This is a genomic window from Microbacterium sp. ER1, from assembly GCF_023383675.1.
In the GTDB taxonomy this organism is placed as follows: Bacteria; Actinomycetota; Actinomycetes; order Actinomycetales; family Microbacteriaceae; genus Microbacterium.
Genome location: NZ_QCXO01000129.1, coordinates 74,011 through 99,775 on the forward strand (window position 1 = coordinate 74,011; position 25,765 = coordinate 99,775).

General features: G+C 71.9%; 21 protein-coding genes. 13 read left to right on the forward strand and 8 right to left on the reverse strand.

The window, feature by feature from the left end:
• Nucleotides 1–53: 53 nt before the first annotated feature.
• The gene (locus tag BV453_RS05970) at nucleotides 54–1,604 is read right to left on the reverse strand and encodes an ABC transporter substrate-binding protein (protein ID WP_249521120.1); all 1,551 of its coding nucleotides are present in this window, start codon (nucleotides 1,602–1,604) and stop codon (nucleotides 54–56) included.
• A gap of 165 nt (nucleotides 1,605–1,769) precedes the next feature.
• Between BV453_RS05970 and BV453_RS05975 the strand changes: the two genes are divergently transcribed.
• The 3 genes from BV453_RS05975 (at nucleotide 1,770) to BV453_RS05985 (ending at nucleotide 4,274) form a co-directional block, all read left to right on the forward strand.
• A complete protein-coding gene (locus BV453_RS05975) occupies nucleotides 1,770–2,672 on the forward strand; it encodes a MurR/RpiR family transcriptional regulator (protein WP_085605640.1) in 903 nt (300 codons plus the stop codon).
• A 1-nt stretch (nucleotide 2,673) separates the two neighbouring features.
• A complete protein-coding gene (locus BV453_RS05980) occupies nucleotides 2,674–3,816 on the forward strand; it encodes a sugar MFS transporter (RefSeq protein WP_249521121.1) in 1,143 nt (380 codons plus the stop codon).
• A 122-nt stretch (nucleotides 3,817–3,938) separates the two neighbouring features.
• On the forward strand, nucleotides 3,939–4,274 hold the full coding sequence (locus tag BV453_RS05985; RefSeq protein WP_249521122.1) for a hypothetical protein: 336 nt from the start codon (nucleotides 3,939–3,941) through the stop codon (nucleotides 4,272–4,274).
• Between the two features lie 8 nt (nucleotides 4,275–4,282).
• Here the strand turns inward: BV453_RS05985 and BV453_RS05990 are convergent, their stop codons facing one another.
• A complete protein-coding gene (locus tag BV453_RS05990) occupies nucleotides 4,283–5,185 on the reverse strand; it encodes an ROK family protein (RefSeq protein WP_249521123.1) in 903 nt (300 codons plus the stop codon).
• A complete protein-coding gene (gene pyrE, locus BV453_RS05995) occupies nucleotides 5,182–5,742 on the reverse strand; it encodes an orotate phosphoribosyltransferase (RefSeq protein ID WP_025104912.1) in 561 nt (186 codons plus the stop codon). Before pyrE ends, BV453_RS05990 begins: the two co-directional genes overlap by 4 nt.
• Nucleotides 5,743–5,779: 37 nt before the next feature.
• Here pyrE and BV453_RS06000 point away from each other — a divergent pair, with 37 nt between their 5' ends.
• On the forward strand, nucleotides 5,780–6,625 hold the full coding sequence (locus BV453_RS06000) for an exodeoxyribonuclease III (protein ID WP_249521124.1): 846 nt from the start codon (nucleotides 5,780–5,782) through the stop codon (nucleotides 6,623–6,625).
• A gap of 28 nt (nucleotides 6,626–6,653) precedes the next feature.
• On the forward strand, nucleotides 6,654–7,460 hold the full coding sequence (locus BV453_RS06005) for an HAD family hydrolase (RefSeq protein ID WP_249521125.1): 807 nt from the start codon (nucleotides 6,654–6,656) through the stop codon (nucleotides 7,458–7,460).
• 15 nt (nucleotides 7,461–7,475) lie between these two features.
• Here BV453_RS06005 and BV453_RS06010 read toward each other — a convergent pair whose 3' ends face one another.
• Both BV453_RS06010 and BV453_RS06015 read right to left on the reverse strand, forming a co-directional pair.
• Complete coding sequence (locus tag BV453_RS06010) at nucleotides 7,476–8,663, reverse strand: MFS transporter (RefSeq protein ID WP_249521126.1); 1,188 nt, start codon at nucleotides 8,661–8,663, stop codon at nucleotides 7,476–7,478.
• A 35-nt stretch (nucleotides 8,664–8,698) separates the two neighbouring features.
• Nucleotides 8,699–10,723: a collagen binding domain-containing protein gene (locus tag BV453_RS06015; RefSeq protein WP_249521127.1), complete on the reverse strand. Its 2,025-nt coding sequence runs from the start codon at nucleotides 10,721–10,723 to the stop codon at nucleotides 8,699–8,701.
• A 191-nt stretch (nucleotides 10,724–10,914) separates the two neighbouring features.
• Between BV453_RS06015 and BV453_RS06020 the strand changes: the two genes are divergently transcribed.
• The 5 genes from BV453_RS06020 to BV453_RS06040 all read left to right on the forward strand — a co-directional run bounded on the left by BV453_RS06020 (nucleotide 10,915) and on the right by BV453_RS06040 (nucleotide 16,144).
• Nucleotides 10,915–12,168: a sensor histidine kinase gene (locus tag BV453_RS06020; RefSeq protein ID WP_249521128.1), complete on the forward strand. Its 1,254-nt coding sequence runs from the start codon at nucleotides 10,915–10,917 to the stop codon at nucleotides 12,166–12,168.
• Entirely contained in the window at nucleotides 12,165–12,854 is a 690-nt protein-coding gene (locus BV453_RS06025; protein WP_249521129.1) for a response regulator transcription factor, read from the forward strand. Before BV453_RS06020 ends, BV453_RS06025 begins: the two co-directional genes overlap by 4 nt.
• Nucleotides 12,855–12,892: 38 nt before the next feature.
• Entirely contained in the window at nucleotides 12,893–14,074 is a 1,182-nt protein-coding gene (locus BV453_RS06030) for a benzoate/H(+) symporter BenE family transporter (protein ID WP_249521130.1), read from the forward strand.
• A gap of 106 nt (nucleotides 14,075–14,180) precedes the next feature.
• The gene (locus tag BV453_RS06035; protein WP_102209524.1) at nucleotides 14,181–15,065 is read left to right on the forward strand and encodes an ABC transporter ATP-binding protein; all 885 of its coding nucleotides are present in this window, start codon (nucleotides 14,181–14,183) and stop codon (nucleotides 15,063–15,065) included.
• Nucleotides 15,062–16,144, forward strand: coding sequence for an ABC transporter permease (locus tag BV453_RS06040; RefSeq protein ID WP_249521131.1), 1,083 nt, complete (start codon nucleotides 15,062–15,064; stop codon nucleotides 16,142–16,144). The genes BV453_RS06035 and BV453_RS06040 overlap by 4 nt, the downstream gene beginning before the upstream one ends.
• A gap of 84 nt (nucleotides 16,145–16,228) precedes the next feature.
• Here the strand turns inward: BV453_RS06040 and BV453_RS06045 are convergent, their stop codons facing one another.
• On the reverse strand, nucleotides 16,229–19,684 hold the full coding sequence (locus BV453_RS06045) for a bifunctional proline dehydrogenase/L-glutamate gamma-semialdehyde dehydrogenase (RefSeq protein WP_249521132.1): 3,456 nt from the start codon (nucleotides 19,682–19,684) through the stop codon (nucleotides 16,229–16,231).
• A gap of 137 nt (nucleotides 19,685–19,821) precedes the next feature.
• Between BV453_RS06045 and BV453_RS06050 the strand changes: the two genes are divergently transcribed.
• Together BV453_RS06050 and BV453_RS06055 are read left to right on the forward strand one after the other, a co-directional pair.
• Nucleotides 19,822–20,730 carry a LysR substrate-binding domain-containing protein gene (locus tag BV453_RS06050; protein WP_217583865.1) on the forward strand — a complete coding sequence of 303 codons (909 nt, stop codon included), beginning with the start codon at nucleotides 19,822–19,824 and terminating at the stop codon, nucleotides 20,728–20,730.
• A gap of 102 nt (nucleotides 20,731–20,832) precedes the next feature.
• Nucleotides 20,833–21,420: a nitroreductase family protein gene (locus BV453_RS06055; RefSeq protein ID WP_085605667.1), complete on the forward strand. Its 588-nt coding sequence runs from the start codon at nucleotides 20,833–20,835 to the stop codon at nucleotides 21,418–21,420.
• Nucleotides 21,421–21,487: 67 nt separating this feature from the next.
• Here the strand turns inward: BV453_RS06055 and BV453_RS06060 are convergent, their stop codons facing one another.
• Nucleotides 21,488–23,698, reverse strand: a complete 2,211-nt coding sequence (locus BV453_RS06060; RefSeq protein ID WP_081811630.1) for an ATP-dependent Clp protease ATP-binding subunit — start codon at nucleotides 23,696–23,698, stop codon at nucleotides 21,488–21,490.
• 85 nt (nucleotides 23,699–23,783) lie between these two features.
• Complete coding sequence (coaBC, locus tag BV453_RS06065; RefSeq protein WP_249521133.1) at nucleotides 23,784–24,983, reverse strand: bifunctional phosphopantothenoylcysteine decarboxylase/phosphopantothenate--cysteine ligase CoaBC; 1,200 nt, start codon at nucleotides 24,981–24,983, stop codon at nucleotides 23,784–23,786.
• Between the two features lie 86 nt (nucleotides 24,984–25,069).
• On the opposite strand from coaBC, the gene BV453_RS06070 reads away from it, so the two are divergent.
• A partial coding sequence (locus BV453_RS06070; protein WP_249521134.1) for an NRDE family protein occupies nucleotides 25,070–25,765 on the forward strand: 696 nt, incomplete at its 3' end.

The window sequence follows — 25,765 nt, forward strand, 5'->3', positions numbered from 1 at the left end:
TGCCTGTCGTCGGGGAGCCGAGGGGGCGCGGACGTCCGCGCCCCCTCGTTCCACTACTGGATGGAGGTGGTCCGCAGGTACTGCAGCGAGCCGTTCGCCATCGGGGTGAAGCCGTCGACGGTCGAGGCCGTCGCGGTGTAGGTGTAGCTGGTGAACAGCCAGATCCAGGCGGCGTTGTCCTCGAGGTTCTCGGAGACCTGCGCGTAGATGTCCTTGCGCTTCTCCGGGTCGGCCGTCTCGCGTCCCTCGGCGAAGAGCGCGTCGAGCTCGGGCGAGGAGTACCCCGCGACCTGGTTCAGGTTGCCAGTGCTGGTGAAGTAACGGCCGTACATGCCGTCCGGGTCCGGGCGTCCGCCGTTGAGGGCGACCGCGGCGTCGAAGTCGGCCGCGATCCAGCGGTCCACGAACGCGCCGGACTCGAGCACCTCGAGGTCGAGCGTGATGTTCGCGTCGGCGAGCTGCGCCTTGAGGTTCTGCGCCTCGTTGACGGAGGTGGCGTACTCGCCCTGGGACACGATCGTCTTGACGGTGACGCCGTCCTCCTTGCCGGCCTTCTTCAGGTACTCGGCCGCCTTGTCGAGGTCACGCTCGGGGCACGGGCGCGCGTCGGGGTCGGACTTGAACGCGGGAGAGGTGATCGGACCGGTGACCTCGCCCTCGCCGAGCGCGGCGGTGTCGAGCACCTCCTGACGGTCGATCGCGCACTGCATCGCAAGGCGGACGTTCACGTCGACGAGGTCGCCGCGCTGCGCGTTCAGCTGCAGGGCGTGGTAGCTGAGCTGCGGGGTGGTGGCGACCTCGACGTTCGCGCCCTCGGCCGTCTGCGCGACGAGCGGGTCGTCGAACACGGCCAGCTGCACGTTGCCGGACTGCATCGCCGAGACGATGGACGACTCGTCGGGGATCACGCGGAACTCGACGGTGTCGAGCAGCGCGGTGTCGCCCCAGTAGTCCTCGTTCTTGGCGAGGGTGAGCGACTGGCTCGCCTTCCGGTCCTCCAGCACGAACGGGCCGGTGCCGTTCGGGGTGGTGTTGAGCGCCTCCTCGGTGTCGTCCGACGAGAGCATCGCCATGTTGATGACGGCGAGGTTCGCGGGCAGCGCGGCATCGGGGGCACTGAGAGTGAGGGTGACGGTGCTCTCGTCGGTGGCCTCGACGGCGGCGACCGAGGCGAGGGAGCTCGCGGCCACGGCAGCGGTCGCCTCATCGGCGATCGCGTCCAGCGAGTACTTCACGTCGGCGGAGTCGAAGGCGCTGCCGTCCGCGAACGTGACGCCCTCGCGGAGGTGGAGGGTGACCGTGAGGCCGTCTTCGGAGACGTCCCACGACTCGGCGAGACCCGGGACGACGTTGAGCTCCTCGTCGAACTCGGTCAGCGTGCCGTACAGGTTCTGCAGGACGTTGACCGCCTGGAACTGGGTGGCCTTCCACGGGAAGAGGGTGTCGGGATCGCTCGTGACGCCGATGACCAGGTCGCCGCCGGCGGATCCGGATCCGGTGTCGGACGGGTTCGACGCCGGTGCGGAACACCCGGTGATGACGAGCGCCGCGGCGAGGCCCGTGGCGGTGAGGGCGCCGAGAGACGCCCACCGTGCTGTGCTCATTGCTGTTTCCTCCTGGCTGGGACCGCGTCGCCCTGGCTCGGATCAGGCGGTGCTGCCTGATGCCCCGCGAACATCGTCGGTCTGGGTAAGTACCAAAAGTACACGAAAGCACCTACGCATGTAACAGAAGTTCCTCTAGTGTTATGAACACCGATCGGAGACCCCATGCCCCACGATGCCGCTCGCGACGACGCCGGCACCCATCTCGTGCTCGTGCGGATGCGCGCCTTGCGCCCCGAACTCCGTCCGAGCGAGCAGCGCATCGCCGACCTGTTCCTCGCCGACCCCGCCGGAACCGCCGGGCTCTCCGTCGCCGAGCTCGCGCACCGCTGCGACACCTCGACCACGTCCGTCGTGCGGTTCTGCAAGCGTCTCGGGTACGAGCATGTGCGCGAGCTGCGCAACCACGTGCTGCGGGAGGTCGAACGCGAGACCTTCGACACCGCCGCGCTCCCCGCCGTGTCCGGCGACATCGACCGCAACGACACCCTCGCCGACATCGTCGCGAAGGTGTCGCTCGCCGAGACGCTCTCCCTCGCCGACACCGCCAAGGTGCTCGACACCGACGCGCTCCGCGCCACGGTCGAGGCGATCACCTCCTCCACCCGGGTGGACATCTTCGGCGTGGGGGCGAGCTCCATCGTCGGGCTCGACCTCCAGCGCAAGCTCACCCGGATCGGGCGGACGGCGTTGGAGTGGTCCGACCCGCACGCCGCCTGGACCTCCGCCGCCACCCTCGGGCCGGGGAACGTCGCGATCGCCGTCTCGCACACGGGCGCCACGACCGACACCATCGAGTTCCTCCTGCTCGCCCGGCAGGCGGGCGCGACGACCATCGCCATCACCAACCACGCCGGCTCCCCGCTCGCCGGTCAGGCCGACATCGTGCTGACCACCGCCGCGCGCGAGACGGGCTTCCGCTCCGGGGCCCTGGGCAGCCGGATCGCCCAGCTCATGGTCGTCGACTGCATCTTCATCGGGGTCGCCCAGTCCAACTACGACCGCTCGATGGAGGCCCTCCGCGACACCTTCGCCGCCGTGCATCACGTGCGCGCGGGCGGTGCCTGAGATGAGCGCGAGCCGACTCCGCGTCGGGCTGTTCACGGCGTTCGGCGGCCTCGGCGTGACCGCGGCGTTCGTCCCGGCCGTCCTTCCGTCCGCGGAGCACGCGACGGACGCCGACCTGAGTGCCGCCGTGCCCTTCCTCTTCGCGGGACTGCTCGTGGGCGTGCTGCTGTCGGGTCCGCTCCTGGTGCGCCGACCGCCCCGGACGACGCTCGTGCTGGGCAGCCTCCTGCAGGCGGCCGCCATCATCGGTGTCGCCCTCGCGACGGATCCGGGCGTCTTCCTCGCGGCCGCCGCGCTCGCGGGGCTCGGGTTCGGTCTCGTCGAGGCCGCGGGCTCCGTGGCAGCCAAGGCCGCCAGCACGGGGAGCGCGACCGGGGTGCTGAGCGCCCTGATGGGCACGGTCGCCGTGTGCGCCGCCGTCACACCGCTCGTGGTCGCGCTCGGGGCCGGCGCCCGTCCGGCCCTGGCGCTGCTCGCGACCGTACCCCTGGCGACCGTCGCGGTGCTCGCCGGCGCCAGCACTCTCGCCCGTGCGACCGAGGCCCCGGCGCGACGGGACGCACGCTCCCTGCTCGTCCTCCTCCCCTTCGCGCTGGCTCTGCCGCTCTACGTCGGCGTGGAGACCGTCCTGTCGGGCTGGTCGGCCGTGATCCCGGAGCGGGCGCTCGCGATCGAGCCCGCCACCGCCGCCCTCGGCACCTCGGCCTTCTGGGCGCTGATGGCCGTCGGCCGCTTCGGCACCGCCGCTCTCCGGCGCGCGGCGGTTCCGCCGCTCGCCCTGCTGGCGACCGCGACGGGGGCTGCCGCCGTCCTCCTGGTGCTCGCCGGCGTGCTCCTCGGCGAGCAGCCGGTCGCGGCGCTGCTCATCCTGGTCGTCGTGGTGGTCCTGCTGGCCCCGAGCTACGGCCTCATCCTCGGCCTCGCGCTCGACCGACTCGATCCGGCCCGCAGCGCCGCGGTCACCGGGGCGCTCGTGGCCTGCGGCGCGGTCGGCGGCACGTTCGTCCCGACGCTCGTCCTGCTGATCGGGCGCGACCCGGCGTCGAGCGTCACGTTCCTCGTGTCCGCCGTGTTGTGCGCGGTCATCCCCGTGCTCATGCTCGTGGCGTCGCACTCCGGGCGCGCCGTCCCGGCGTTGCGGTGACCGACTCTTCCTCCCCCATCGAGCCTGCACGCGACCTCTTCACAGATGCCGGAATTCCGACCGGCGCCCGCACGGCGACCACGTATCGTCGAAGCCACACCCGCACTGAGGAAGGGAGCACCGTGTCCGCGGACACCCTCACGATCATCGTCAGCGCGATCGGCGTCGTGCTCACCCTCGGCGCGAGCCTGTTCGCGGCAGGGGCGTGGATGATCCGTCCCATCGACGAGCGTCTCGGCACCGTCGACCACCGGCTCTCCACACGCATCGACTCCGTCGAAGAGAAGCTCACCACACGCATCGACACCGTCGAAGAGAAGCTCACCGCACGCATCGACACCGTCGAAGAGAAGCTCGGCGCACGCATCGATGCGGTGGCGGCGGACGTCACGGATCTGAAGATCGCCGTCGCCCGGCTCGAAGGGCCCCCGCGACACCTGCTCGTGTCAGGGGGCTGACACTCCCGTCAGCGCAGGACGAGGGCGGCGGCGCCGATCAGCGGCCCCTCGTCGCCCAGGCCCGAGCGGACGACGCGGGTGCGACGGGAGTACTCGTGCACGGCGCTGGCGGTGAGAGCCTGCTGGACGAGGTCGATGTAGTCCGCCGACACCCGCGAGAAGCCGCCGCCGATGGCGACGACGTCGAGGTCGACGAGGGTGGCGGCATCGGCCAGTGCCTCCCCGACGGCGCGGGCCGAGCGCTCGATCGCCGCGCGGGCGACGGCGACACCGGCCTCGGCGTCCCGGGCCAGGTCCTCCCCGGTCGCGCCGGACCAGCCCTGCTCCCGCGCCCAGGCGGCACTGGCAGGTCCGGAGGCGATCTCCTCAAGAGTGAGCCCGCCCTCGCGGCGCACCTGCCCGAGGTGCCCGGCGTTGCCGCTCGCCCCGGGCACATACGCACCGCCCACGACGAAACCGCCGCCGACGCCGGTGGACACGACGATCGACAGGGAGGCTCCCGCCTGCTGCGTCGCCCCCAGCCACGACTCCGCGAGCGCGAGCGCGCCGCCGTCGTGACCCAGGACCGCCGGGACGTCCCGTCCGAGTGCGGTCGAGGCCGCACGGGCGACCGCATCGACGAGGCCGAACCCCCGCGCGAGGGGCATGTTCACCGGCAGGATCTCCCCGCGGGTCCGATCCACGGGACCCGCGCTGCCGATCCCGGCGCCGACGAGCTCCGCGTCGGCGGGCAGGGCCGCGAGCGCATGCCGCACGATCGCGTCGACCGCCGCCGTCAACGACGCGGACGTCGCCTCGCGGCCGGTGGGCTGCCGGCTGCGGCTGCCGGGGATGAGCGTGCCGTCGTCGGCGACGAGGGCGGCCTCCATCTTCGTGCCGCCCACGTCGACGGCCAGCGCATAGCGGGTCACTGCGGGTCGAGTCCGAGGTCGTCGAGGTCGAAGGCCGCGCGCCACTCCAGGCCCTCGGCCTCGATGGCGGCCTGCGCGCCGGTCTTGCGGTCGACGATCACCGCGACCGCGACGACCTCCGCACCTTCCTTGCGCAGCGCCTCGACCGCCTTGAGCGCGGACTGCCCGGTGGTCGAGGTGTCCTCCAGCACGACCACGCGCTTGCCCTTCACGTCGGCGCCCTCGATCTGGCGACCGCGGCCGTGGTCCTTCGGCTCCTTCCGCACGACGAACGCGTCGAGCGGACGGTCGGTGCCGACCGAGGCATGCAGGACGGCGTTCGCGATCGGGTCGGCGCCGAGCGTCAGACCGCCGACGGCGACGACGTCGAGATCGGCGATCAGGTCGAGCATGATGCGGCCGATGGCCGGAGCGGCGCGGTGGTCGAGGGTGAGCTTGCGCATGTCGACGTAGTACGTCGCCTTCTTGCCGCTGGAGAGGGTGAAATCGCCGTGGAACACCGCCTCGTCCGTGATGAGGGCGAGGAGGGTCTGGCGGTCTGCGTCGAGTGCGGTCACGGCATCCAGTGTAGGAGGCACACCCTAGGCTGGACGCATGCGCTTGGCCACCTGGAACGTCAACTCCATCCGCACCCGCGTCACCCGCACCGTCGAGTTCGCCGTCCGTGAAGACATCGACGTGCTCGCGATGCAGGAGGTGAAGTGCAAGCCGGAGCAGTTCCCGTATGCGCCCTTCGAGGAGGCCGGCTACCACGTCGAGGTGCACGGCCTGAATCAGTGGAACGGCGTCGCCATCGCCAGCCGGCTGCCGATCACCGACGTCCGCACCGCCTTCGAGGGCATGCCCGGGTTCGCGAAGGGCCACGAGGGCCCCGATGCCCCGCAGGAGGCGCGTGCTCTGGGCGTCATGGTCGACGGCGTGCGCGTCTGGAGCCTGTACGTGCCCAACGGCCGCTCGCTCGACGACCCGCACTACGTCTACAAGCTGCACTGGCTCGAGCAGCTCAAGCAGTCCACGGCGGCCGAGCTGTCGGCGAATCCCGACCTTCCGCTCGCCCTCGTCGGCGACTTCAACATCATCCCGTTCGACCATGACAACGGCGACCCCGACATCGTGGTCGGCCGCTCCACCCACGTCTCCCCCGCCGAGCGCGACGCGTTCTTCGCGCTGACCGACGCGGGCGTGACCGACGTCGTGCGCCCGCTGCTCCCCGAGGGTTACACCTACTGGGACTACCAGCGGCTGAAGTTCCCGCGCAACGAGGGCATCCGGATCGACTTCATCCTCGGCTCGAAGACGTTCGCCGATGCCGTCACCGGGGCGTCGATCCACCGCAACGAGCGCAAGGGCGAGCAGCCCAGCGACCACGTGCCCGTGGTGGTCGATCTGGACTTCGGCGGCGACGACGCCGACGACGACCTGCCGATGATCTTCTCCTGACCCTTCGACAGGCTCAGGGACCTACCCCGTGCGGCTGATCGCGACCGACCTCGACGGCACCCTGCTCGACAGCTCGTCCGCGGTGTCTCCGCGCACCCGTGCCGCGCTCGACGCCGCGCGGGACGCGGGCGTCGCGGTGGTGCCCGTCACCGCCCGCCAGCCGATCGGCTTGCGCGTGATCGCCGCCGACGCCGGCTTCGACGGGTGGGCGCTGTGCGGCAACGGTGCGTACGCGACACATCTCACCGAGGGCCGCATGCTGTTCGCCGAGGAGCTGCCGCCCGCGACGCTGCGCACTCTCGCCGACGCGCTGCGCGCCAGCGTCCCCGGCCTGCTCTTCGCGAGCGTGCGGGAGGGCGGCGAGACATTCGTCGCACAGCACGGGTACGCGGCGATCGCGCAGCTGTCCGATCACAAGCGTGACCCCGCGACGATGGGCGGCGTGCCGCTGGACGAGGTGCTGGCCGCGCCGACGCTCAAGCTCGTGATCCGGCACCCCGAGCTCGCGCCCGCCGCACTCTTCGAGACCCTGCGCTCCCTCGGGCTCACCGGGTTCGAGGCCACGCTGTCCGGCGCCCCGTTCGTCGAGGTCATGGCGCAGGGCGTCACGAAGGCCACGGGACTCGCGCGCCTCTGCACGCACCTCGGCATCGATCGCTTCGATGTCGTGGCGTTCGGAGACGCTCTCAACGACGTCGAGATGCTCCGCTGGGCCGGTCACGGCGTGGCCATGGCACACGCGGAACCCGTCGTGCAGGAGGCCGCGGACGAGACCGCCGCGACCAACGACGAAGACGGCGTGGCCCGCGTGATCGAGCGCCTGCTCGGCCCCTGAACCGGGCCACCGCGGTCAGTCGGCCCCGTTCGGACGCGCCTCGGCACTCGGCGGTCGCAGGCCGAGGAGAGCCAGGGCACCCGCCCCCGCCGTGAGCGCCGCGATCACGCCGATCCCGACCGCCGGTACCGTCGCCGTCGCCACAGCCCCCGCGACGAGCGGGCCACCCGCGTCGCCCAGCTCCCGGCCCAGTTCCGCACTGCCCATCGTGCGCCCCATCCGTTCGGCGGGCGTCGATGCCGCGAGGTGCGAGAACGCCACCGGCGTGGCCAGCCCCACCCCGGCACCGACCAGCACACCCGTGAGGCACAACACGACCGGGGTCACCCACAAGGCCGAGAGGCCTATGCCCACGCCGATGAGAAGCAGCCCGCCGACCGCGCCGAGGCGGACCGAGAGCCGGCCGCGGTCGTGCGCCGCCCCGACCAGGGGCTGCACGATGCTCGACACGACCGCGAGCACCGTGACGATCGCCATGCTGCCCACAGTGCCGAGTCCGGCCTCCCGCCCGAGCAGGGGCAGGAAGCCGACGGCCACGGCGAGCGCGCCGGTCGTGGCCGCCAGCACCAACGTCGGGACGAGAAACCCCGGGGCGAGGAGCTCCCGTCCGAGGTCGACGAGCGTCACCCGTTTCCGGGGCAGCACCGGCACGGCCGGGACGGCGACCAGCACCCATCCGGCCGCGGCCAGCCCGAGCACGGCGAGTGCCCAGAACAGTGCCGGGATCCCGCCCGCCACCACGAGCACCGCACCGAGCAGGGGGCCGAGCGCATATCCGAGACTCTTCCAGGAGCCGTAGCGGCCGAAGTACCGACCACGCGACGCCTCGTCCGTCAACCGCGCCACCGCGGCGGAGGAGGCCGGCGAGAACGCCGAAGCGGCCGCCCCCTGGCCGAAGCGCGCGATCACGAGGCCGATCATGCCGGGGGCCAGCGCTCCGACCACCGAGAACGCGGCGAAGGCCAGCAGACCGCCGAGGATCACGGGACGCACCCCGACCCGGTCGCTGAGCGCCCCGAAGAGCGGCTTGAGCAGCACCTCGGCGAGGTCGTACAGCGCGAGCGTGAAGCCGAAGGCCAGCAGCGTCCAGCCGATGTCCTCGGTCTCGGCGCCGAGGGCGGCAGCGATGCCGTGCGCGCCGAACGCGGTGGTGAAGCCGGCGAGGTAGAGCGGTGCCAGGCGCGGGCGCGTCGAGGAGGTCACACTCGATCCTGGCAGGCCCCCGCCCGGCATCCCCCTCAGCCGTGCCGACGACGGCGTCGGAGCAGTGCTCCTCCGCCGAGGAGGAGCACGACCGCCACCATCAGCGCGAAGGACGGGAACTCGCCGCCGGTCGCGGCGAGGTTCTCCTCGTTCCGCGGCGGTGCCACGGCTTCTCCCGACGTGCCTCCCGAGGCGCCGGGGACGATGTCGAGCCGCACGCTCGCCACCACATTCCGCTGCGCGTCCAGCGCGACCACGGTGTGCGTTCCGGCCGGGAACCCCGCGGGAATGCGGAAGTCGTCCGAGAACGCCCCGTCGATCCCCGCCACGGCCCGACCGAGTTCGGCCGGCTCCGACCGGATCTCCAGCGTGACCGCCTCACCGGGCGCGAAGCCCGATCCCGAGATCGTCAGCACTTCTCCGGCGAGGATCGAGGCCTGCGAGAGGGTGAGCGCGGGCGACACTGACGGCGCCGTGCACTCCGCGGACAGCATGACGTCCCGTCCCGACACGGTGGCACCGGGCTCCACCCGGAAGGTGTCGGCCCCGAGGAGCGACTGTGCGCCGCCGAAGTACCCGGTGCAGAAACCGGGCATCTCCACCCGCAGCGTATAGACCCCCGCGGGCAGCGACCCACCGGGAGCCTCGGGATCCGCTCTCCCACCCAGAGTGAATCGCCCCTCCGTGTCGAGCGTCGCCACGTCCCGCCAGCCGGACGCCGTCCAGAGCAGGGCCGTGACCGTCGCCCCGGAGACCGCGGCACCGCCCGCGGTCGACACCGTCCCGTCGATCGCGCCGCCCGGCGCGAGGTCGAAGTCCACTCCCGCGCGATCGCCGCCCGCGGCCAGCACGACAGGGGTCGCCTCGGCCCGGGTCGCGACACCGTCAAAGAACTGCGGCGCGAAGATCATGTCGTACACGTTCGCCGTGGCTCGCACGATGTAAGTCCCGGCGGGGACGGCCAGGCGGTACGAGCCGTCGGGCTGCGTGTAGGCCATGCTGACGAGGGTGTCCCCGATGTACGCCCCCACGATCGCGTCGCCGGACAGCGCGCCCGACGTGCGCACCACGCCGGTGATCATCCCGGTCGCGTCGAGAGTCGCATCGATGTCCGCGATGGCCTGCCCCGGGGCCACGGCGATCCTGGTCGCGTCCTTCTCCTGCCGCGCATCCTTCCAGTACTCGGGGATGCCGCGTCCGCCGTTGGGAACGAACGCCACCGCGTACTCCCCCGGCGGCACGGAGAGGGTGTACGACCCGTCCGGCGCGACGTCGGCCTGCGCCAAGGCTCCCGTCGCGTCGTCGGTCGCGGTTACCCACCCGGCCACGGGCGAGCCGTCGATCGCCAACGTCATCGACCCCTGGATGACGCCGAGCTCGGCGAGGAGGGCATCCACTCCCCCACGGTCCTCTCCCGCGGTCACGCGAACGGCCGTCGCCTTGCGGTCTCCGTACGCGTCGTCCCAGAACTCGCCGGCCAACGTCGGCTCGGCGGGATCGAAACGGACGCGATAATCGCCGGCAGGGAGACCGTCGATCCGATAGGTCCCGTCGGCGCCCGTCTGCGCGACATCCGACCGGGAGAAGTCGGCGGAGTCCACGCGCACGGTCACGCCTTCGAGCGGCGAGCCGTCGGCCTGCCGCATCACGGAGCCGGCGATCGCCCCACCGAGCGTGAGGGCGGCGTCGACACCGTGGACGGGTTCTCCCTCGGCGACGATGAGACGCTGCGCGGCCTCCCGCGACGACGCATCGTCCCAGAACTCGGAGATGAAGTCCGTCCCGGAGGCATCGAAGGCCACGACATACTCCCCCGCCGGAAGGTCCGGCACGAGGTACGCACCCGTGGCGTCGGTCATCGTGGACTCGAAGACCGACGCGTCGTCGGTCGACACCGAGACGGTGACGCCCGCGAGAGGCGAACCGTCCGCCGCCGCCGTCACCGTCCCCGCCAGGGATCCCCCTGACGCGGCATCGGCTGCGGTCGCGCCGCCCAGTGCGAGTGCGAGGGCCGCGGCCCCGCCCATGATCGACCGAAAGAACGCGCGTCGTCGCGCCATGTCCCCACCCTCCGGAGGAGGCCGGCGCAGCCCGGTGCTGTCGCGGTCGACCTCGAGCTCTGCCGATCCCGCGGCAACGCCTTCTCCGAAGGTAGACGATCGACGCATCGGAAAGGAATAGGCAGATCACAGGCGGCCGTCTCCGTCGCGCGGGGGATGCCGCACGACGGCCCCCGCCCTACGGTGGAGGGATGGCCTTCACCCGGACGCCGACCCTGCGCGACCAGCGCGGCGACCTCCTCCTCGCGCTCGTCCTCTTCGTCGGCGCGATCCTCAGCGCGGCGCTCTCCTCCATCGCCCAGGTCTACGGCGACGAACAGGCTCCGCTGTGGACCGCCCTCGTCTACGCCGTCGTGGTGGCGGCGCCGCTCGGTTTCCGCCGGCGCTGGCCCGGCACCGTGGCCGTCGTGGTGTCGCTCGCCTACTTCACCGCGGTGACGATCCGGGTACCGGAGATCTACGTCGGCAACATCGCGATGTTCATCGCGCTCTACACGGTCGGCGCCTGGATGAACGACCGCCGGAAGGCCCTGGTCGTCCGTGTCGCGATCATCGTCGGCATGTTCGTGTGGCTCCTCATCACCATGTACCGCGACGCCATCAGCGAGGCGGACAAGGCGGACGTCGTCGCCGGTGCCATGTCGCCCTATGTGGCCTTCATGCTCATCCAGATCCTCCTCAACGTCCTGTACTTCGGCGGCGCCTACTACTTCGGCGAGCGCTCCTGGGCGGCTGCGGAGCAGCGCACCGTGCTGGAGGAGCGCACCCGCGAGCTGGAGCGCGAGCGCGAGGTCACCGCGGCGCAGGCGGTGGCCCTCGACCGGGTGCGGATCGCCCGAGAGCTGCACGACGTCGTCGCCCACCATGTATCGGTCATGGGCGTGCAGGCGGGCGCCGCGCGCCTCGTGCTCGAGAGCGATCCGGCGCAGTCGGCGCGCATCCTCTCCGGGATCGAGTCCTCCGCGCGGGACGCGATCCAGGAGCTGCGCCAGCTGCTGGAGACGCTGCGCACTCCCGGCGGCGACACGACCGAGCCGGCATCGACCGTCTCCCTCGACGACATCGCCGCCCTGGCGGAGGCATCGACCGAGGCCGGCCTCCCCACCGCGTACGCCGTGATCGGCGATCCGATGCCGGTGCCCTCGCTCGTCGCCGTGAACCTCTACCGCATCGCGCAGGAGTCGCTGACCAACGCCCGTCGGCACGCCGGGCCCGGGGCGACTGCGGACGTGCGCGTGCGCTACGACGAGGACGGCGTGGAGGTCGAGGTCGTGAACACCGGTCGTGCCATCGCCCAGCTGCGTCCCGGCCTCGGCCAGCTCGGGATGCGGGAGCGCGCGGCGGCCTCCGGCGGTACGTTCGAGATCGCTCCGCGCGCGCCCGGCGGGGTGCGGGTGCGAGCGCGAGTGCCGCTCGCCACACCCGTGACGGAGGCCGCACGGTGACCGCGCCGATCCGGGTGCTCCTCGTCGACGACCATGCCCTCCTCCGCGCCGGCTTCCGCACGATCCTCGACACCCAGCCCGACATCACCGTCGTCGGCGAGGCCTCGACCGGGGCGGAGGCCGTCGCGCAAGCCGCCGACCTGCGCCCTGACGTGATCACGATGGACGTGCAGATGCCCGACATGGACGGGATCGAGGCGACGCGCCGCCTCGTGGCCGACCCCTCGGTGAGCGCCGCGATCGCGATCGTGACGACGTTCGATCGCGACGACTACCTCTATCAGGCGCTCGAAGCCGGCGCGAGCGGATTCCTCCTCAAGAACGCGGGCGCCGAGGATCTCATCTCCGCGGTGCGCGCTCTCGCGGCCGGGGACGGCATGCTGGCACCCGAGGTGACGCGCCGCGTCCTCACCCGCTTCGCCGGAGCGACTCCGGAGACCGGCGCCGCTCCCGCCCGCGCGGTGACGAAGACGCCCGCGACCCCCGTCCTCGCGGAACCGCTGACCGAGCGGGAGGCCGAGGTGCTGACCCTGCTCGCCGACGCCCGCAGCAACGCCGAGATCGCCCGCGCCCTGTTCATCGGGGAGGCCACCGTGAAGACCCACGTCTCCCGCATCCTGCAGAAGCTCGGCGCCAGGGACCGCGTGCAGGCCGTCGTGCTCGCGCATCGGATGGGGCTGGCCTGACCGGAGGCGCACCGCTCCCCCGCGATACTCTCGGAGCCATGCCCGCCGCCGCCCCCGTGTCCCGTCCGATCGTCGCCGGGATCGTCACGGCGCTCGTGGGGTTCACGAGCTCGTTCGCGGTGGTGCTCACGGGTCTCGATGCCGTCGGCGCGTCGGCGGCGCAGGCGGCCAGCGGACTCCTCGCCGTAAGCCTCGCGATGGGGCTCGCCTGCATCGTGCTGGCCTGGCGCTACCGGATGCCGATCACGGCCGCGTGGTCCACTCCTGGCGCCGCCCTGCTCGTGGCGACCGGCAGCGTCGAGGGCGGCTGGCCCGCCGCGGTCGGGGCCTTCCTCGTGACCGCGGCCTTCATCCTCCTCACGGCGCTCTGGCCCGCGCTCGGAGCTTTGATCGCCCGGATCCCTCCGTCGATCGCGCAGGCCATGCTGGCGGGGGTGCTGCTGCCGCTCTGCCTCGCGCCGATCACGGGGGTCGTCGCGAACCCCTGGGGCGTGGTCCCGGTGGTGCTGACCTGGCTGGTCTTCGCCCGACTGGCTCCCCGGTGGGCCGTGCCGCTGGCGTTCGTCGCCGCGGCCGCGGTCGTCGCCGTGTCGCTGGTCTCCGCGGGGACCCGGGTCGACCCGGCCGTCCTCCTGCCACGGTTCGAGCTGACGATGCCGGCCTTCACGGTCGGGGCCCTGGTCGGCATCGCCCTGCCGCTGTTCATCGTGACCATGGCGTCGCAGAACGTGCCGGGTATCGCGATCATGCGCAGCTTCGGCTACGAGGTCCCGTGGCGTCCGGCGATGCTCGTGACCGGTCTCGGCACGGCCGTCAGCGCTCCGGCCGGCGGGCACGCGATCAACCTCGCCGCCATCAGTGCGGCCCTCGCCGCGTCCCCCGACGCCGATCCCGACCCCGACCGGCGCTGGCTCGCCGGGGTCTCCACGGGGGCGTCCTATCTCGTGCTGGGGGCGTTCTCCGCCGCCTTCGCGACCCTCGTCGCGCTCGCCCCGACGGCGGTCATCCCGGCGGTCGCGGGACTCGCGCTGTTCGGCGCCTTCGGCGCGGCCGTCCAGCAGGCGATCGACGACCCCGGCGAGCGCCTCCCCGCGGTCGTCACGTTCCTCGTCGCCGCCTCCGGCATCGCCGTTCTCGGGGTGAGCGCGGCATTCTGGGCGCTGGTCGCCGGCCTGCTCGTGCGCACGGTGCTGCACGCCGGCCGTCCGCCCCGCGGCTGATCCGTGGCCGTCCCCCCTGCGGGGGATGCCCTGCCCCGCCCGTGCTCAATAGCGTGAAGGTCATGCGGATCACCTTCGGACGGAGCACCACGACATGACCACCGGACTGCTGGAACTCTCCGGCATCACCAAGAGCTACGGCAGCCGCCGGGTGCTGGACGACGTGTCGTTCACGGTCGCGCCGGGCCGGCTCACCGGTTTCGTCGGCGGCAACGGCGCCGGCAAGACCACGACCATGCGCATCATCCTCGGGCTGCTGTCGTCGGACGGCGGACGAGTCGACCTCGACGGGGCGCCCCTCACCACCGCCGACCGCCGTCGCTTCGGCTACATGCCCGAGGAGCGCGGACTGTACCCGAAGATGAAGGTCCTGGAGCAGATCGTCTACCTCGCGCGCCTCCACGGGTTCGGCAAGCCGGACGCGACGGAGCGGGCGACCGCGCTGCTCACGGAGCTCGGACTCGGCGAGCGCCTCGACGACACGATCGAGTCGCTGTCGCTAGGCAACCAGCAGCGGGCGCAGATCGCCGCGTCGCTCGTGCACGACCCCGAGGTGCTGATCCTCGACGAGCCCTTCTCCGGCCTGGACCCCCTCGCGGTGGACGTCGTCGCCGGCGTCCTGCAGGCCAGCGCGGCCCGCGGCGCCTCGATCCTCTTCTCCTCCCACCAACTCGACGTGGTCGAGCGCCTCTGCGACGACCTCGTCATCCTCGCCGGGGGCACCATCCGTGCCGCCGGGTCCCGGGACGGGCTCCGCGCCGAGCACGCCCGCGACCGGTACGAGCTCATCTCCGCGGGCGACGCCGGGTGGCTGCGCACCGAACCCGGGGTCACGGTCGTCGACTTCGAGGGCGGCTACGCGCTCTTCGATGCGGACGGCCCCGACACCGCCCAGCGCGTGCTGCAGTCGGCGGTCGCGCGCGGCGACGTCGCGAGCTTCGCGCCCAAGCACCCCTCCCTCGCCCAGATCTTCAAGGAGGTCATCCAGTGAACGCCTCGACCCCCGCGCGGAACGGGATCTGGCTGGTCGCCGAGCGGGAGATCGGCTCCAAGCTCCGCAGCAAGGCGTTCCTGATCTCGACCGGCATCCTGCTCGTCCTCGCCCTCGCCGGCGTGCTGTTCGGCGGCTTCGCGAGTCAGAACACCGACGCCATGCCCGTCGCGGTGACCGCGGAGACCACAGGCGCCGTGTCCGCGCTGCCCGACGTCGAGGTGACCGAGGTCGCCTCCCGCGCCGAGGCCGAGGAACTGGTCCGCGACGGCGACGTCGACGCGGCGGTGCTCCCGGGCGACAACCTCGCCGGATACACGATCATCGCGCTGGAAGATGCGCCCGGATCGCTCGTGTCCGCGCTGTCGCTCTCGCCCGAAGTCGTGATCCTCGAGCCGGTCACCACCAACCCGCTGCTGCGCTACTTCATCGCGATCGCGTTCGGGCTCGTCTTCATGATGGCCGCGGCCACGTTCGGCGGCACCATCGCGCAGAGCGTGGTCGAGGAGAAGCAGACCAGGGTCGTGGAGGTGCTGCTGTCGGCGATCCCGGCGCGCACGCTGCTCGCCGGCAAGGTGATCGGCAACACGGTGCTCGCGATGGGACAGATCCTCGCCCTCGCGGCCGTCGCCACGATCGGCCTCATCGTCACGGGTCAGCGGGAGGTGCTGACCACCCTCGGCGCCCCTATCATCTGGTTCGCGGTGTTCTTCCTGTTCGGGTTCATCCTGCTCGCGGCGATGTTCGCGGCGGCGGCCTCCATGGTGTCCCGCCAGGAGGACATCGGCTCGACGACGACCCCCATCACGATGCTCATCATGGCGCCGTACGTGCTGGTGATCGTGTTCAACGACAACCCGCTGGTGCTGACGATCATGTCGTACGTGCCGTTCTCGGCTCCGGTCGGCATGCCGATGCGCTTGTTCGTCGGCGAGGCGCAGTGGTGGGAGCCGCTCCTGAGCCTCGCGATCCTCCTGGCGAGCTGCGTCGCGGCGATCGTCGTCGGCGCGAAGATCTACGAGAACTCCCTGCTCCGGATGGGCTCGCGCGTGAAGCTCGCCGAGGCTCTGCGCGGCTGATCCCGAGACCCCGCTTTCGCGCCGAGACCCCCTGCTGCACGCGCGTGCAGCAGGGGGTCTCGGCGTGTACTCGGGGTCTCGGCGTCAGAGGAGGCCGTCGGAGAGGGTGGTGGGGTTGCCGAAGCGGTGGTTGGTGATCGACACGGCCTGCTCGTGCAGGAACGGGAGCATCTCGACCCGGCCCGCTCCGGTCACGGCGTGCGACCATACCGCGACGTCGGGGCTGCCGTCGAGGGCCGTGTGCAGCGCGGCGGCATCGCCACCGACGAGCCGCACCCGCTGCCACGACCGGGCGCCCTTCGCGTAGCGCTTGGTCCACGCGGCATCCGACTCGGTCTTCACGGCCACGCCCTGGGCCTTGAGCGCCTTCTCCACGCGGGACGGCAGCGACGCCGCCGACACGGTGAACGGACTGCCGCTGCGCAGTGCCGCGGCGAGCACACGGACTCCCTCGGCCAGCGGCGCGTCCTCGGCGATCCGCACGTCGACCGCAACCGGACGGTACCGGAACACGTTGCGCTCGACGCCGAGTCCGGACTTGTCGCTCACGGCGCCGAACTCGTCGATCCACGCCCGCTCATCGGCGGCCGCGGCGCGGTGCAGCCACTCGATGCCCACGGCGTCGAGCTCGGGCGCAGCCGCCTCCAGCAGTCCGGTCACGGCCGGGGTCACCGCTGCCCCCGATGCTGCGGCGGGCAGCTCGCCCGCACGCCACTCACCGAGACCGAAGAGGTAGTTGGGGCCGCCGGCCTTGGCTCCGGCGCCCACGGCCGAGCGCTTCCAGCCGCCGAACGGCTGACGCTGCACGATGGCGCCGGTGATGCCCCGGTTCACGTACAGGTTGCCGGCCTCGACGCGGTCCAGCCAGGTCGCGACCTCGGCGGAGTCCAGCGAGTGCAGCCCCGCGGTGAGGCCGTAGTCGACGGCGTTCTGCAGCCGGATGGCCTCGTCGAGGTCCTTCGCGTGCATGATGCCGAGCACGGGTCCGAAGAACTCGGTCAGGTGGAAGTACGAGCCCTCGCGCACGCCGGTCTTCACCCCCGGGGTCCACTGCTTCCCCTCGTCGTCGAGCTTCCGGGGCTCCACGAGCCAGCGCTCGCCCTTGTCGAGCGTGGTGAGCGCGGTGAGGAGCTTGCCGTTCGCGGGCTCGATGATCGGCCCCATCTGCGTGGCGGGGTCATCGGGCAGCCCGACGCGCATCGAGGTGACCGCGTCCACGAGCTGCCGCTCGAAACGCTTCGAGTCGGCCACCGACCCGACGAGGATCGCCAGCGACGCGGCCGAGCACTTCTGCCCGGCGTGGCCGAACGCGCTGCGGGCGACGTCGGCGGCCGCGAGGTCGAGGTCGGCCGACGGCGTCACGATGATGGCGTTCTTGCCGCTCGTCTCGGCGAGCAGCGGCAGGTCGGCACGGAAGGAGCGGAAGAGCTGCGCGGTCTCGTAGGCCCCGGTGAGGATGACCCGGTCGACCTGGGGGCTCGCGACCAGTCGGGTGCCGAGGTCGCGGGAGGCGAGGTCGACGAGGGCGAGCAGATCGCGCGGGACGCCCGCGGCCCACAGCGCCTCGACCATCACGGCACCGCACCGCTGGGTGAGCTTCGCGGGCTTGATGATCACGCCGGATCCGGAGGCGAGGCCGGCGAGCACACCGCCGGCGGGGATCGCCACGGGGAAGTTCCACGGCGGCGTGACCACGGTCACCTTCGACGGCACGAACTCGGCGCCGGGGATGGCCTCGAGATCCTTCGCCCGCTCGGCGTAGTAGTGCGCGAAGTCGATCGCCTCGCTGACCTCGGGGTCGGCCTCCGCGATGGTCTTGCCGGCCTCGTGCGCCATGATCTCCAGCAGCTCGCCGCGGCGGGCGGCGAGCTCGTCGCCCGCGCGGTGCAGGACGGCGGCGCGCTCGGCGGCGGGGAGCGCCGCCCACCTCTCGGCGGCGGACGTGGCGGCGGCGAACACGGCGTCCAGCTCGGCGTCGGTCTCGATGCGGGCGGCCGCGATCGCGTCCCGGCCGAGCGACGACGACACCGAGCGCTGCAGGATCTCCCGGCCCCAGGCACGGTTCGCGGCGAGCGCCGGATCGGTGTCGGGCTCGTTCGCGAAGCCGTGCGTGGTGCCGTCAGGGCGCGGGGCCGTGCGGTCCTGCGTGCGGTTCGGGGCGGGTACCGACGGGTCGGCGACGAGCGCGGCGAGAGAGCGCTCGAAGCGCTCCCGCTCGCGGGTGAGCAGAGTCGGGTTCGACGCCAGCTCGAACACGGCGGACATGAAGTTCTCGGGGCTCGCGTTCTCCTCGAGGCGGCGCACGAGATAGGCGATCGCGACGTCGAACTCCGCCGGGTTCACGACCGGCGTGTAGAGCAGGAGGCGGCCGACGTCCTTGCGGACGGCCTCGGCCTGCCCGGTCGCCATGCCGAGCAGCATCTCGTACTCCACGGCCTCGGTCACGCCACGGGCCTTCGCGAGCAGCCAGGTGTAGGCGATGTCGAAGAGGTTGTGACCGGCGACGCCGATGCGCACGGCGTCGAGCCGCTCGGGCGTCATCGCCCAGTCGAGCACGCGCTTGTAGTTCGTGTCGGAGTCCTGCTTGGTGCCGTAGGTCGCGAGCGGCCAGCCGTGCACCTTCGCGTCGACCTCCTCCATCGCGAGGTTCGCGCCCTTGACCACGCGCACCTTGATCGGCGCTCCGCCCTTGGCGCGGCGTGCGGCGGCCCACTCCTGGAGACGCTGCATGGCGCCGAGCGCATCGGGCAGGTAGGCCTGCAGCACGATGCCGGCCTCGAGGTCTTCCAGGCCGGGCTGGTCGAGGATGCTCGTGAAGGCCGCGATCGTGAGGTCGAGATCGCGGTACTCCTCCATGTCGAGGTTGATGAACTTCTGGGTGCCGGTGCGGGCGCCCTTCGCCTCGGCCTTCGCCGCGAGCCGGTACAGCGGGGTGAGCTTCTCGACGACGTCGGCGACGGCCTCGTCGAACGACCACATGGAGAGCTGGCTGACGACGCTCGAGACCTTGATAGAGACGTAGTCGACGTCCGGACGGGCGAGGAAGTCGTACGTGCCCTGCAGTCGGCGGCCCGCCTCGCGCTCGCCGAGCACGGCCTCGCCGAGGAGGTTCAGGTTCAGACGGTTGCCGGTCTTGCGGAGCTTGGCGATCGCGGGGCCGAGCTTGGACGGCGTGGCGTCGAGCACGAGGTGGCCCACCATGGCCCGCAGCACGCGCCGCGAGATCGGGACGACGACGTTCGGGAGCTTCGGCGCCCAGAACCCACCGGCCTTGATGGCGGCACGGAGGTAGCCGGGCAGCAGCGTGGGCGTGATGTCGGAGAGCTCCGCGAGCTTGCGGCCGGCGACCCGAAGATCCTCCGGACGCATGACGCCGTCGACGAAGCCGACCGTGAAGGCGAGGCCGTTCGGATCCTTGAGCACTTCGGACAGGCGCTGCGCGGCGGGCTCGACCGGGTGGGTCTCACTCTCGGCGAGCCAGCGCTGCACGAGCGCGGCGACCTCTTCGGTGCGGGGGGTGGTGTCGTCGATGACGGTCATGAAGCGGGGTACCTTCCTCGGCCTCGCACACCCGGGTGTCGTGTGCGGCTGGATCATTGTCCAGCCGGTCGGTAGGCTCCGTCTATCAACCGATTCGAGTGGGTTCTGTTCACTCTTCCCGAACGATCGGAACCGCCGTGCTCGACGTCCATCGCCTGCGTCTGCTCGTGGAGCTGTCGCGTCGCGGGACCCTCTCCGCCGTGGCGGATGCGCTGTCCTACAGCAAGGCCTCCGTGTCCCAGCAGCTCGCCGCGCTGGAGCGTGATGTCGGGGTGCCGCTGCTGCGTCGGGTCGGTCGTGGCGTGCAGTTCACGCCGCAGGGGAACGTCCTGGTGGCCGAGGCCATCGGCATCCTCGATCAGCTCGAGCACGCCCAGGTCGCCGTCGCCGAGTCGCTCACCGAGGTGACCGGCACCGTGCGCCTCGCGGTGTTTCAGTCCACCGCGCACTCCCTGCTGCCCCGCGCGCTCGCAGCCCTCGGCGCGCGCCACCCCGCCCTGCGCGTCGAGGTGACCGAGCGCGACCCCGAGTCCGGGCTGGTCGGCGTCTCCAGCCGCGACTACGACCTCATCCTCGCGGAGCAGTATCCGGGCCACACGCGCCCCATCCACGCCGACCTCGACCGCGTGGTGCTCGCCCACGACGCCATCGCGCTCGCCCGGCGTCCGGGAGCGTCGGAATCCGCCGATCCCGTCGCGGCCCTGTGGGCGACCCGCGCCGAGCCGTGGGTGCTCGAACCCGCCGGGACCGCCTCCCGCGCGTGGGCGGAGCAGCTCTGCCGCACCGCCGGGTTCGAGCCCGACGTGCGCTTCGAGCTCGCCGACCTCACCGCGCACGTCCGGCTCATCCACGCGGGACTCGCGGTCGGGCTCCTCCCCGAGCTCGTGTGGGCCGGCGATACCCCGACGGTCGACCTCGCCCCGCTCCCGCACGAACCGCGCCGGGAGATCTTCTCCTCCGCTCGCCGGGTCTCCGCGGACGCCCCGTCGATCCGCGCCGTCCGCGCCGCGCTCGCCGACGCCGCCTCCCGCAACCTCCTGGACTGACGCGGCGCACACGGTTCCGGGAATATGCATGCACATGCATCGGTTCATCCCCCGTGTACCCGGACGACGGCGTCCGATCCCCTTCGTCCGAAAGGCACTTCCGTGAGCACTCCCGTCATCGACCGCACCGCCCCGACCGAGCACCCCGTCCTCGACGTCCTCGCCGGCCGCTGGAGCCCCCGCGCCTACGACGCGCAGCACCCGATCGACGAGGCCAAGCTCGCCACCGCCCTCGAGGCCGCCCGCTGGAGCCCCTCCGCCAACAACGTCCAGCCCTGGCGCTTCATCGTCGCCCGCCGCGGCACCGCGCTGCACGCCCAGATCGTCGACGCGCTCATGGGCTTCAACCAGGCCTGGGCCGGCAACGCGGCCGTCCTCGTCGTTGCGATCGCCGAGACCGCGACGGCCGACGGCACGCCGATCAGCCACGCGTTCTACGACCTCGGCCAGGCCGTGGCGCACTTCTCCGTGCAGGCCCACCACGACGGCCTCGTCGTGCACCAGATGAGCGGCTTCGACCCCGAGGTCGTCCGCGAGTTCGCCGACCTGGAGCCCCGCTTCACCCCCGCCACCGTCATCGCCGTCGGCGAGTTCGGCGACATCGAGGCTCTGCCGGAGGTGCTGCAGGAGCGCGAGGTCGCCCCGCGCGTGCGCCGTCCGATCGCGGAGACGGTCGTCCTCAGCGCCTGAGCAGCGACACACGAAAGGCCCGGTAGGCGTCACGCCTACCGGGCCTTTCGTCGTCTGCCGATCCCGATCAGTCGTCGAGCAGCTCGGCCTCGATCACGTCGTCGTCCTCGACCTCCGGCTCGGGAGTCGTCGCGGTGAGCACGAGGCCCGTGCCGTCGGCCGCCACGTCCACCCGGACGGTGTCGCCGTCGTGCACGCCACCCGAGAGGAGGGCGGTCGCCAGCTTGTTCTGCACCTCGGTCTGGATGAGGCGACGCAGCGGGCGGGCGCCGAACACCGGGTCATACCCGCGCTCGGCCAGCCACGACCGCGCCCCGGGAGTGACCGCGAGCGTGAGCCGACGGTCGCGCAGCCGGTCGTGCAGCTGATCGACCGACAGCTCCACGATCTGCGCGAGGTCGTCTTCGGTGAGGGCCTGGAACATCACGATGTCGTCGAGACGGTTGAGGAACTCCGGCCGGAACGCCTGGCGAACGAGCGCCATCACCTGCTCCCGCTTCTCCTCCACGGAGAGCACGGGGTCGATGAGGATCGGCGAGCCCAGGTTGGAGGTCAGGATGAGGATCACGTTCGAGAAGTCGACCGTGCGCCCCTGTCCGTCGGTCAGCCGCCCGTCATCGAGCACCTGCAGCAGCACGTCGAACACCTCGGGGTGCGCCTTCTCGACCTCGTCGAGCAGGATCACGCTGTACGGACGCCGGCGCACGGCCTCGGTGAGCTGACCGCCCTGCTCGTAGCCGACGTACCCGGGAGGGGCGCCGACGAGCCGCGAGACGGAGTGCTTCTCGCCGTACTCCGACATGTCGATGCGCACCATGGCGTGCTCATCGTCGAAGAGGAACTGCGCGAGCGCCTTGGCCAGCTCGGTCTTCCCGACACCGGTCGGGCCGAGGAACAGGAACGAGCCGGTGGGGCGACCGGGATCGCTGATCCCCGCGCGCGAGCGGCGCACCGCGTCGGACACCGCCTTGACGGCGTCCTTCTGGCCGATGAGGCGCTTGCCGAGCTCGTTCTCCAGGTGCAGGAGCTTCTCGCTCTCGCCCTGCAGCAGCCGCCCGACCGGAATGCCGGTCCAGGCCGCGATCACGGCCGCGATGTCCTCCTCGGTGACCTGCTCGTTCACCATGCGCGGTTCGCTCGAGGCGGTGGCCTCGGCCTGCTCGGCTTCGGCGATGTCGCGCTCCAGGCGCTTGATCGTCTCATACTCGAGCTTCGACGCCTTCGTGTAGTCGGCGTTGCGCATGGCGAGGTCGCGCTGGGTGATCGCGTCGTCGAGCTGCTTCTTCAGCTCCCCGACCCGGTTCAGGCCCTGCCGCTCCCGCGCCCATCGGGCCTCGAGTCCGGCGAGCTCCTTCTCGAGCTCGACGAGGTGCTCGCGGAGGGTTCCGAGGCGCTCCTTGGACGCGGCGTCCTTCTCCCGCTTGAGCGCGAGCTCCTCCAGCTTCAGCCGGTCGACCTGACGCTTGAGCTGGTCGATCTCGACGGGAGAGGAGTCGATCTCCATCTTCAGACGCGACATCGACTCGTCGATCAGGTCGATGGCCTTGTCCGGCAGCTGCCGCGCGGGCAGGTAGCGGTTGGAGAGCGAGGCCGCGGCCACGAGCGCGCTGTCGGAGATGGTCACCCCGTGGTGCGCCTCGTAACGCCCCTTGAGCCCGCGGAGGATCGCGATCGTGTCCTCGACCGTCGGCTCGCCGACGTACACCTGCTGGAAGCGCCGCTCGAGGGCGGCGTCCTTCTCGATGAACTCGCGGTACTCGTTGAGGGTGGTGGCGCCGATGAGCCGCAGCTCGCCGCGGGCCAGCATCGGCTTGAGCATGTTCGAAGCCGCGACCGACCCCTCGCCCCCGCCCGCGCCCATGAGCACGTGCAGCTCGTCGATGAACGTGATGATCCGGCCGTCCGACTCGGTGATCTCCTTGAGCACCTGCTTCAGGCGCTCCTCGAACTGGCCGCGGTACATGGCGCCCGCGACGAGCGCGGAGATGTCGAGCGAGACGAGTTCCTTGTCCTTGAGGGACTCGGCGACGTCGCCTGCGACGATGCGCTGCGCGAGGCCTTCGACCACCGCGGTCTTGCCGACGCCGGGCTCACCGATCAGCACCGGGTTGTTCTTGGTGCGGCGGGTGAGCACCTGGCTGACGCGCCGGATCTCACTGTCCCGTCCGATGACGGGGTCGAGCTTGCCCTCGCGGGCACGGTCGGTCAGGTTGATGCCGAACTGCTCGAGGGCGGACTGCTGTTCCTGGTTCGGGGATCCGGTCTGCGGGGTGGTCATGCGCTCCTCCTGGAGATGCTCCTTCTGAAAGTTGAGTTTGATTGACTCAAGTTTAGCATTCGGCGGTGCGCGGCTCCACCACCTCTCACCTCTCGCGGGCGACCTCGTCCCAGACGGCCGCCGCCACCTCGCGCTTGGTCCCGGCCGCGGTCCGTGCCAGGGCTCCTCCGCGACCGAGGATGTGCACGGCGTTCTCGCCACGTTCGAAACCCTGCTCCCAGCCGACCTCGTTCACCACCAGGAGGTCGACCCCCTTGCGCTCCTGCTTGCCGCGGGCGCGCGCGAGCAGCTCGGCCTCGTCCTCCGGGGTCTCCGCCGCGAACGCGACGATGAGCTGCCCTTCCCGCCGGGTGTCGACGAGCGCGGCGACGATGTCCTCGTTCTCGACGAGTTCGATCGTGCCGACGCCGCCGCGGTCCTTGGTGAGCTTCCGGGCGGAGACCTCGACCGGGCGGTAGTCGGCCACCGCCGCCGCCATCAGCACGACGTCGGCCGTCGCCGCCTCCTCCTTCATCGCCGCGGACAGCTCGGCAGCCGTGCCGACCCGGACGATCCGGATCTTCGGGTGGCGGGCCTCCGCGAGCACGTCCCCGGCGACGTTCGCCGCGACGAGCGTCACCTCCGCGCCGCGCGCCGCCGCCTCCGCCGCGAGCGCGACTCCCTGGCGCCCGCTGCTCCGGTTGCCGAGGAAGCGCACCGGATCGATGGGCTCCCGCGTGCCGCCCGCCGAGACGACGACCCGCACGCCCGCGAGGTCGCCCGGCGTCATCAGCGCCTGGGCTGCGGCAAGGATCTCCTCCGGCTCGACCATGCGACCGGGGCCGCTGTCGCCGCCGGCCAGTTCGCCGTCGGCGGGGCCGACCACGTGCACGCCGCGGTCCCGGAGCGTCGCCATGTTCGTCTGCGTGGCGGGGTTCCGCCACATCTCCGCGTGCATCGCGGGGGCGACGAGCACCGGCGCCTCGGTCGCGAGCAGCGTCGTGCCGAGGAGGTCGTCGGCGAGGCCCGCGGCCATCTTCGCGAGGGAGTTCGCCGTGGCCGGGGCGATCACGACGAGGTCCGCCCCCTGCCCCAGTGCGACGTGCCGGACGCGGGCGACGTCCTCATGCACGCTCGTCGTCACCGGGTGCCGGCTCAGTGCCTCCCAGGTCGGCAGGCCCACGAAGCGCAGCGCATCCTCCGTGGGCACGACGGTCACGTCGTGACCGGCCTTGGTGAGCAGGCGCACGAGGTGCACCGTCTTGTACGCGGCGATGCCGCCCGTGACTCCCACGACGATGTTCACGCCTCGATTCTGCCCCAGGGTGCGGACGCCCGGGCGTCGCGGGCGGATCCGTCCCCGCGCGCCCCGGCCGACCTAGACTCGGAGGCGTGTGCACGGTGGTGATCGATATTGAGGCTCTGGGATCCGCGCGGCTGCTGGCCGTCCGCGACGAGGACCCGACCCGGGAGTGGGACGCCCTGGGCGCGTGGTGGCCCGAGGAGTATCCGGGGGTGATCGGCATCCGCGACCGCCGCGCCGGTGGGGCCTGGCTCGCCGTGAACCCCGCCGAACGACGCCTCGCCGTGCTCCTCAACCGCGCCGATGTGCAGGACCTCTCCGCGACCGCGGCCGTCTCCCGCGGCACCCTTCCGCTCGCCGCGGTCACCGGGCGTTCTCCGCAGGGAGCCCCGCCGATGCACGGCTTCAATCTGCTCGAAGTCGGTCCGGAGGGCGCGCGAGTGCTCTCGTGGGACGGTGCCGAGCTGCGGGAGACCCCGATCGAGCCCGGAACCCACATGATCGCCCACGACGACCTCGACGACGAGGAGACCCCGCGCATCGCCGCGTGGCTCCCGGAGTTCCGGGCGCTCGGGCCCGCCGCGGCGAGCGCCGACTGGACGGCCGAGTGGACCGCTCTCCTCGGATCCTCGGCGACCCTGCCCCCGGAAGACGACCGCGCCATCATCCGCGACAACCGCCCGCACGGGTACCCGACGCAGTCCCTCCTCTACGCGGTCGCCACGGTCACGCCCGCCGGGGTCGACGTCCGCGACGTCACCCTCCCCTCCCCCGCCCACTGGCAC

Excerpts from the sequence above, each read along its gene's own strand:
- BV453_RS05970 (WP_249521120.1), bottom strand. The coding sequence starts at position 1,604 with ATGAGCACAGCACGGTGGGCGTCTCTCGGCGCCCTCACCGCCACGGGC.
- BV453_RS05975 (WP_085605640.1), top strand. The coding sequence starts at position 1,770 with ATGCCCCACGATGCCGCTCGCGACGACGCCGGCACCCATCTCGTGCTC.
- BV453_RS05980 (WP_249521121.1), top strand. The coding sequence starts at position 2,674 with ATGAGCGCGAGCCGACTCCGCGTCGGGCTGTTCACGGCGTTCGGCGGC.
- BV453_RS06000 (WP_249521124.1), top strand. The coding sequence starts at position 5,780 with ATGCGCTTGGCCACCTGGAACGTCAACTCCATCCGCACCCGCGTCACC.
- BV453_RS06015 (WP_249521127.1), bottom strand. The coding sequence starts at position 10,723 with ATGGCGCGACGACGCGCGTTCTTTCGGTCGATCATGGGCGGGGCCGCG.
- BV453_RS06020 (WP_249521128.1), top strand. The coding sequence starts at position 10,915 with ATGGCCTTCACCCGGACGCCGACCCTGCGCGACCAGCGCGGCGACCTC.
- BV453_RS06030 (WP_249521130.1), top strand. The coding sequence starts at position 12,893 with ATGCCCGCCGCCGCCCCCGTGTCCCGTCCGATCGTCGCCGGGATCGTC.
- BV453_RS06045 (WP_249521132.1), bottom strand. The coding sequence starts at position 19,684 with ATGACCGTCATCGACGACACCACCCCCCGCACCGAAGAGGTCGCCGCG.
- BV453_RS06060 (WP_081811630.1), bottom strand. The coding sequence starts at position 23,698 with ATGACCACCCCGCAGACCGGATCCCCGAACCAGGAACAGCAGTCCGCC.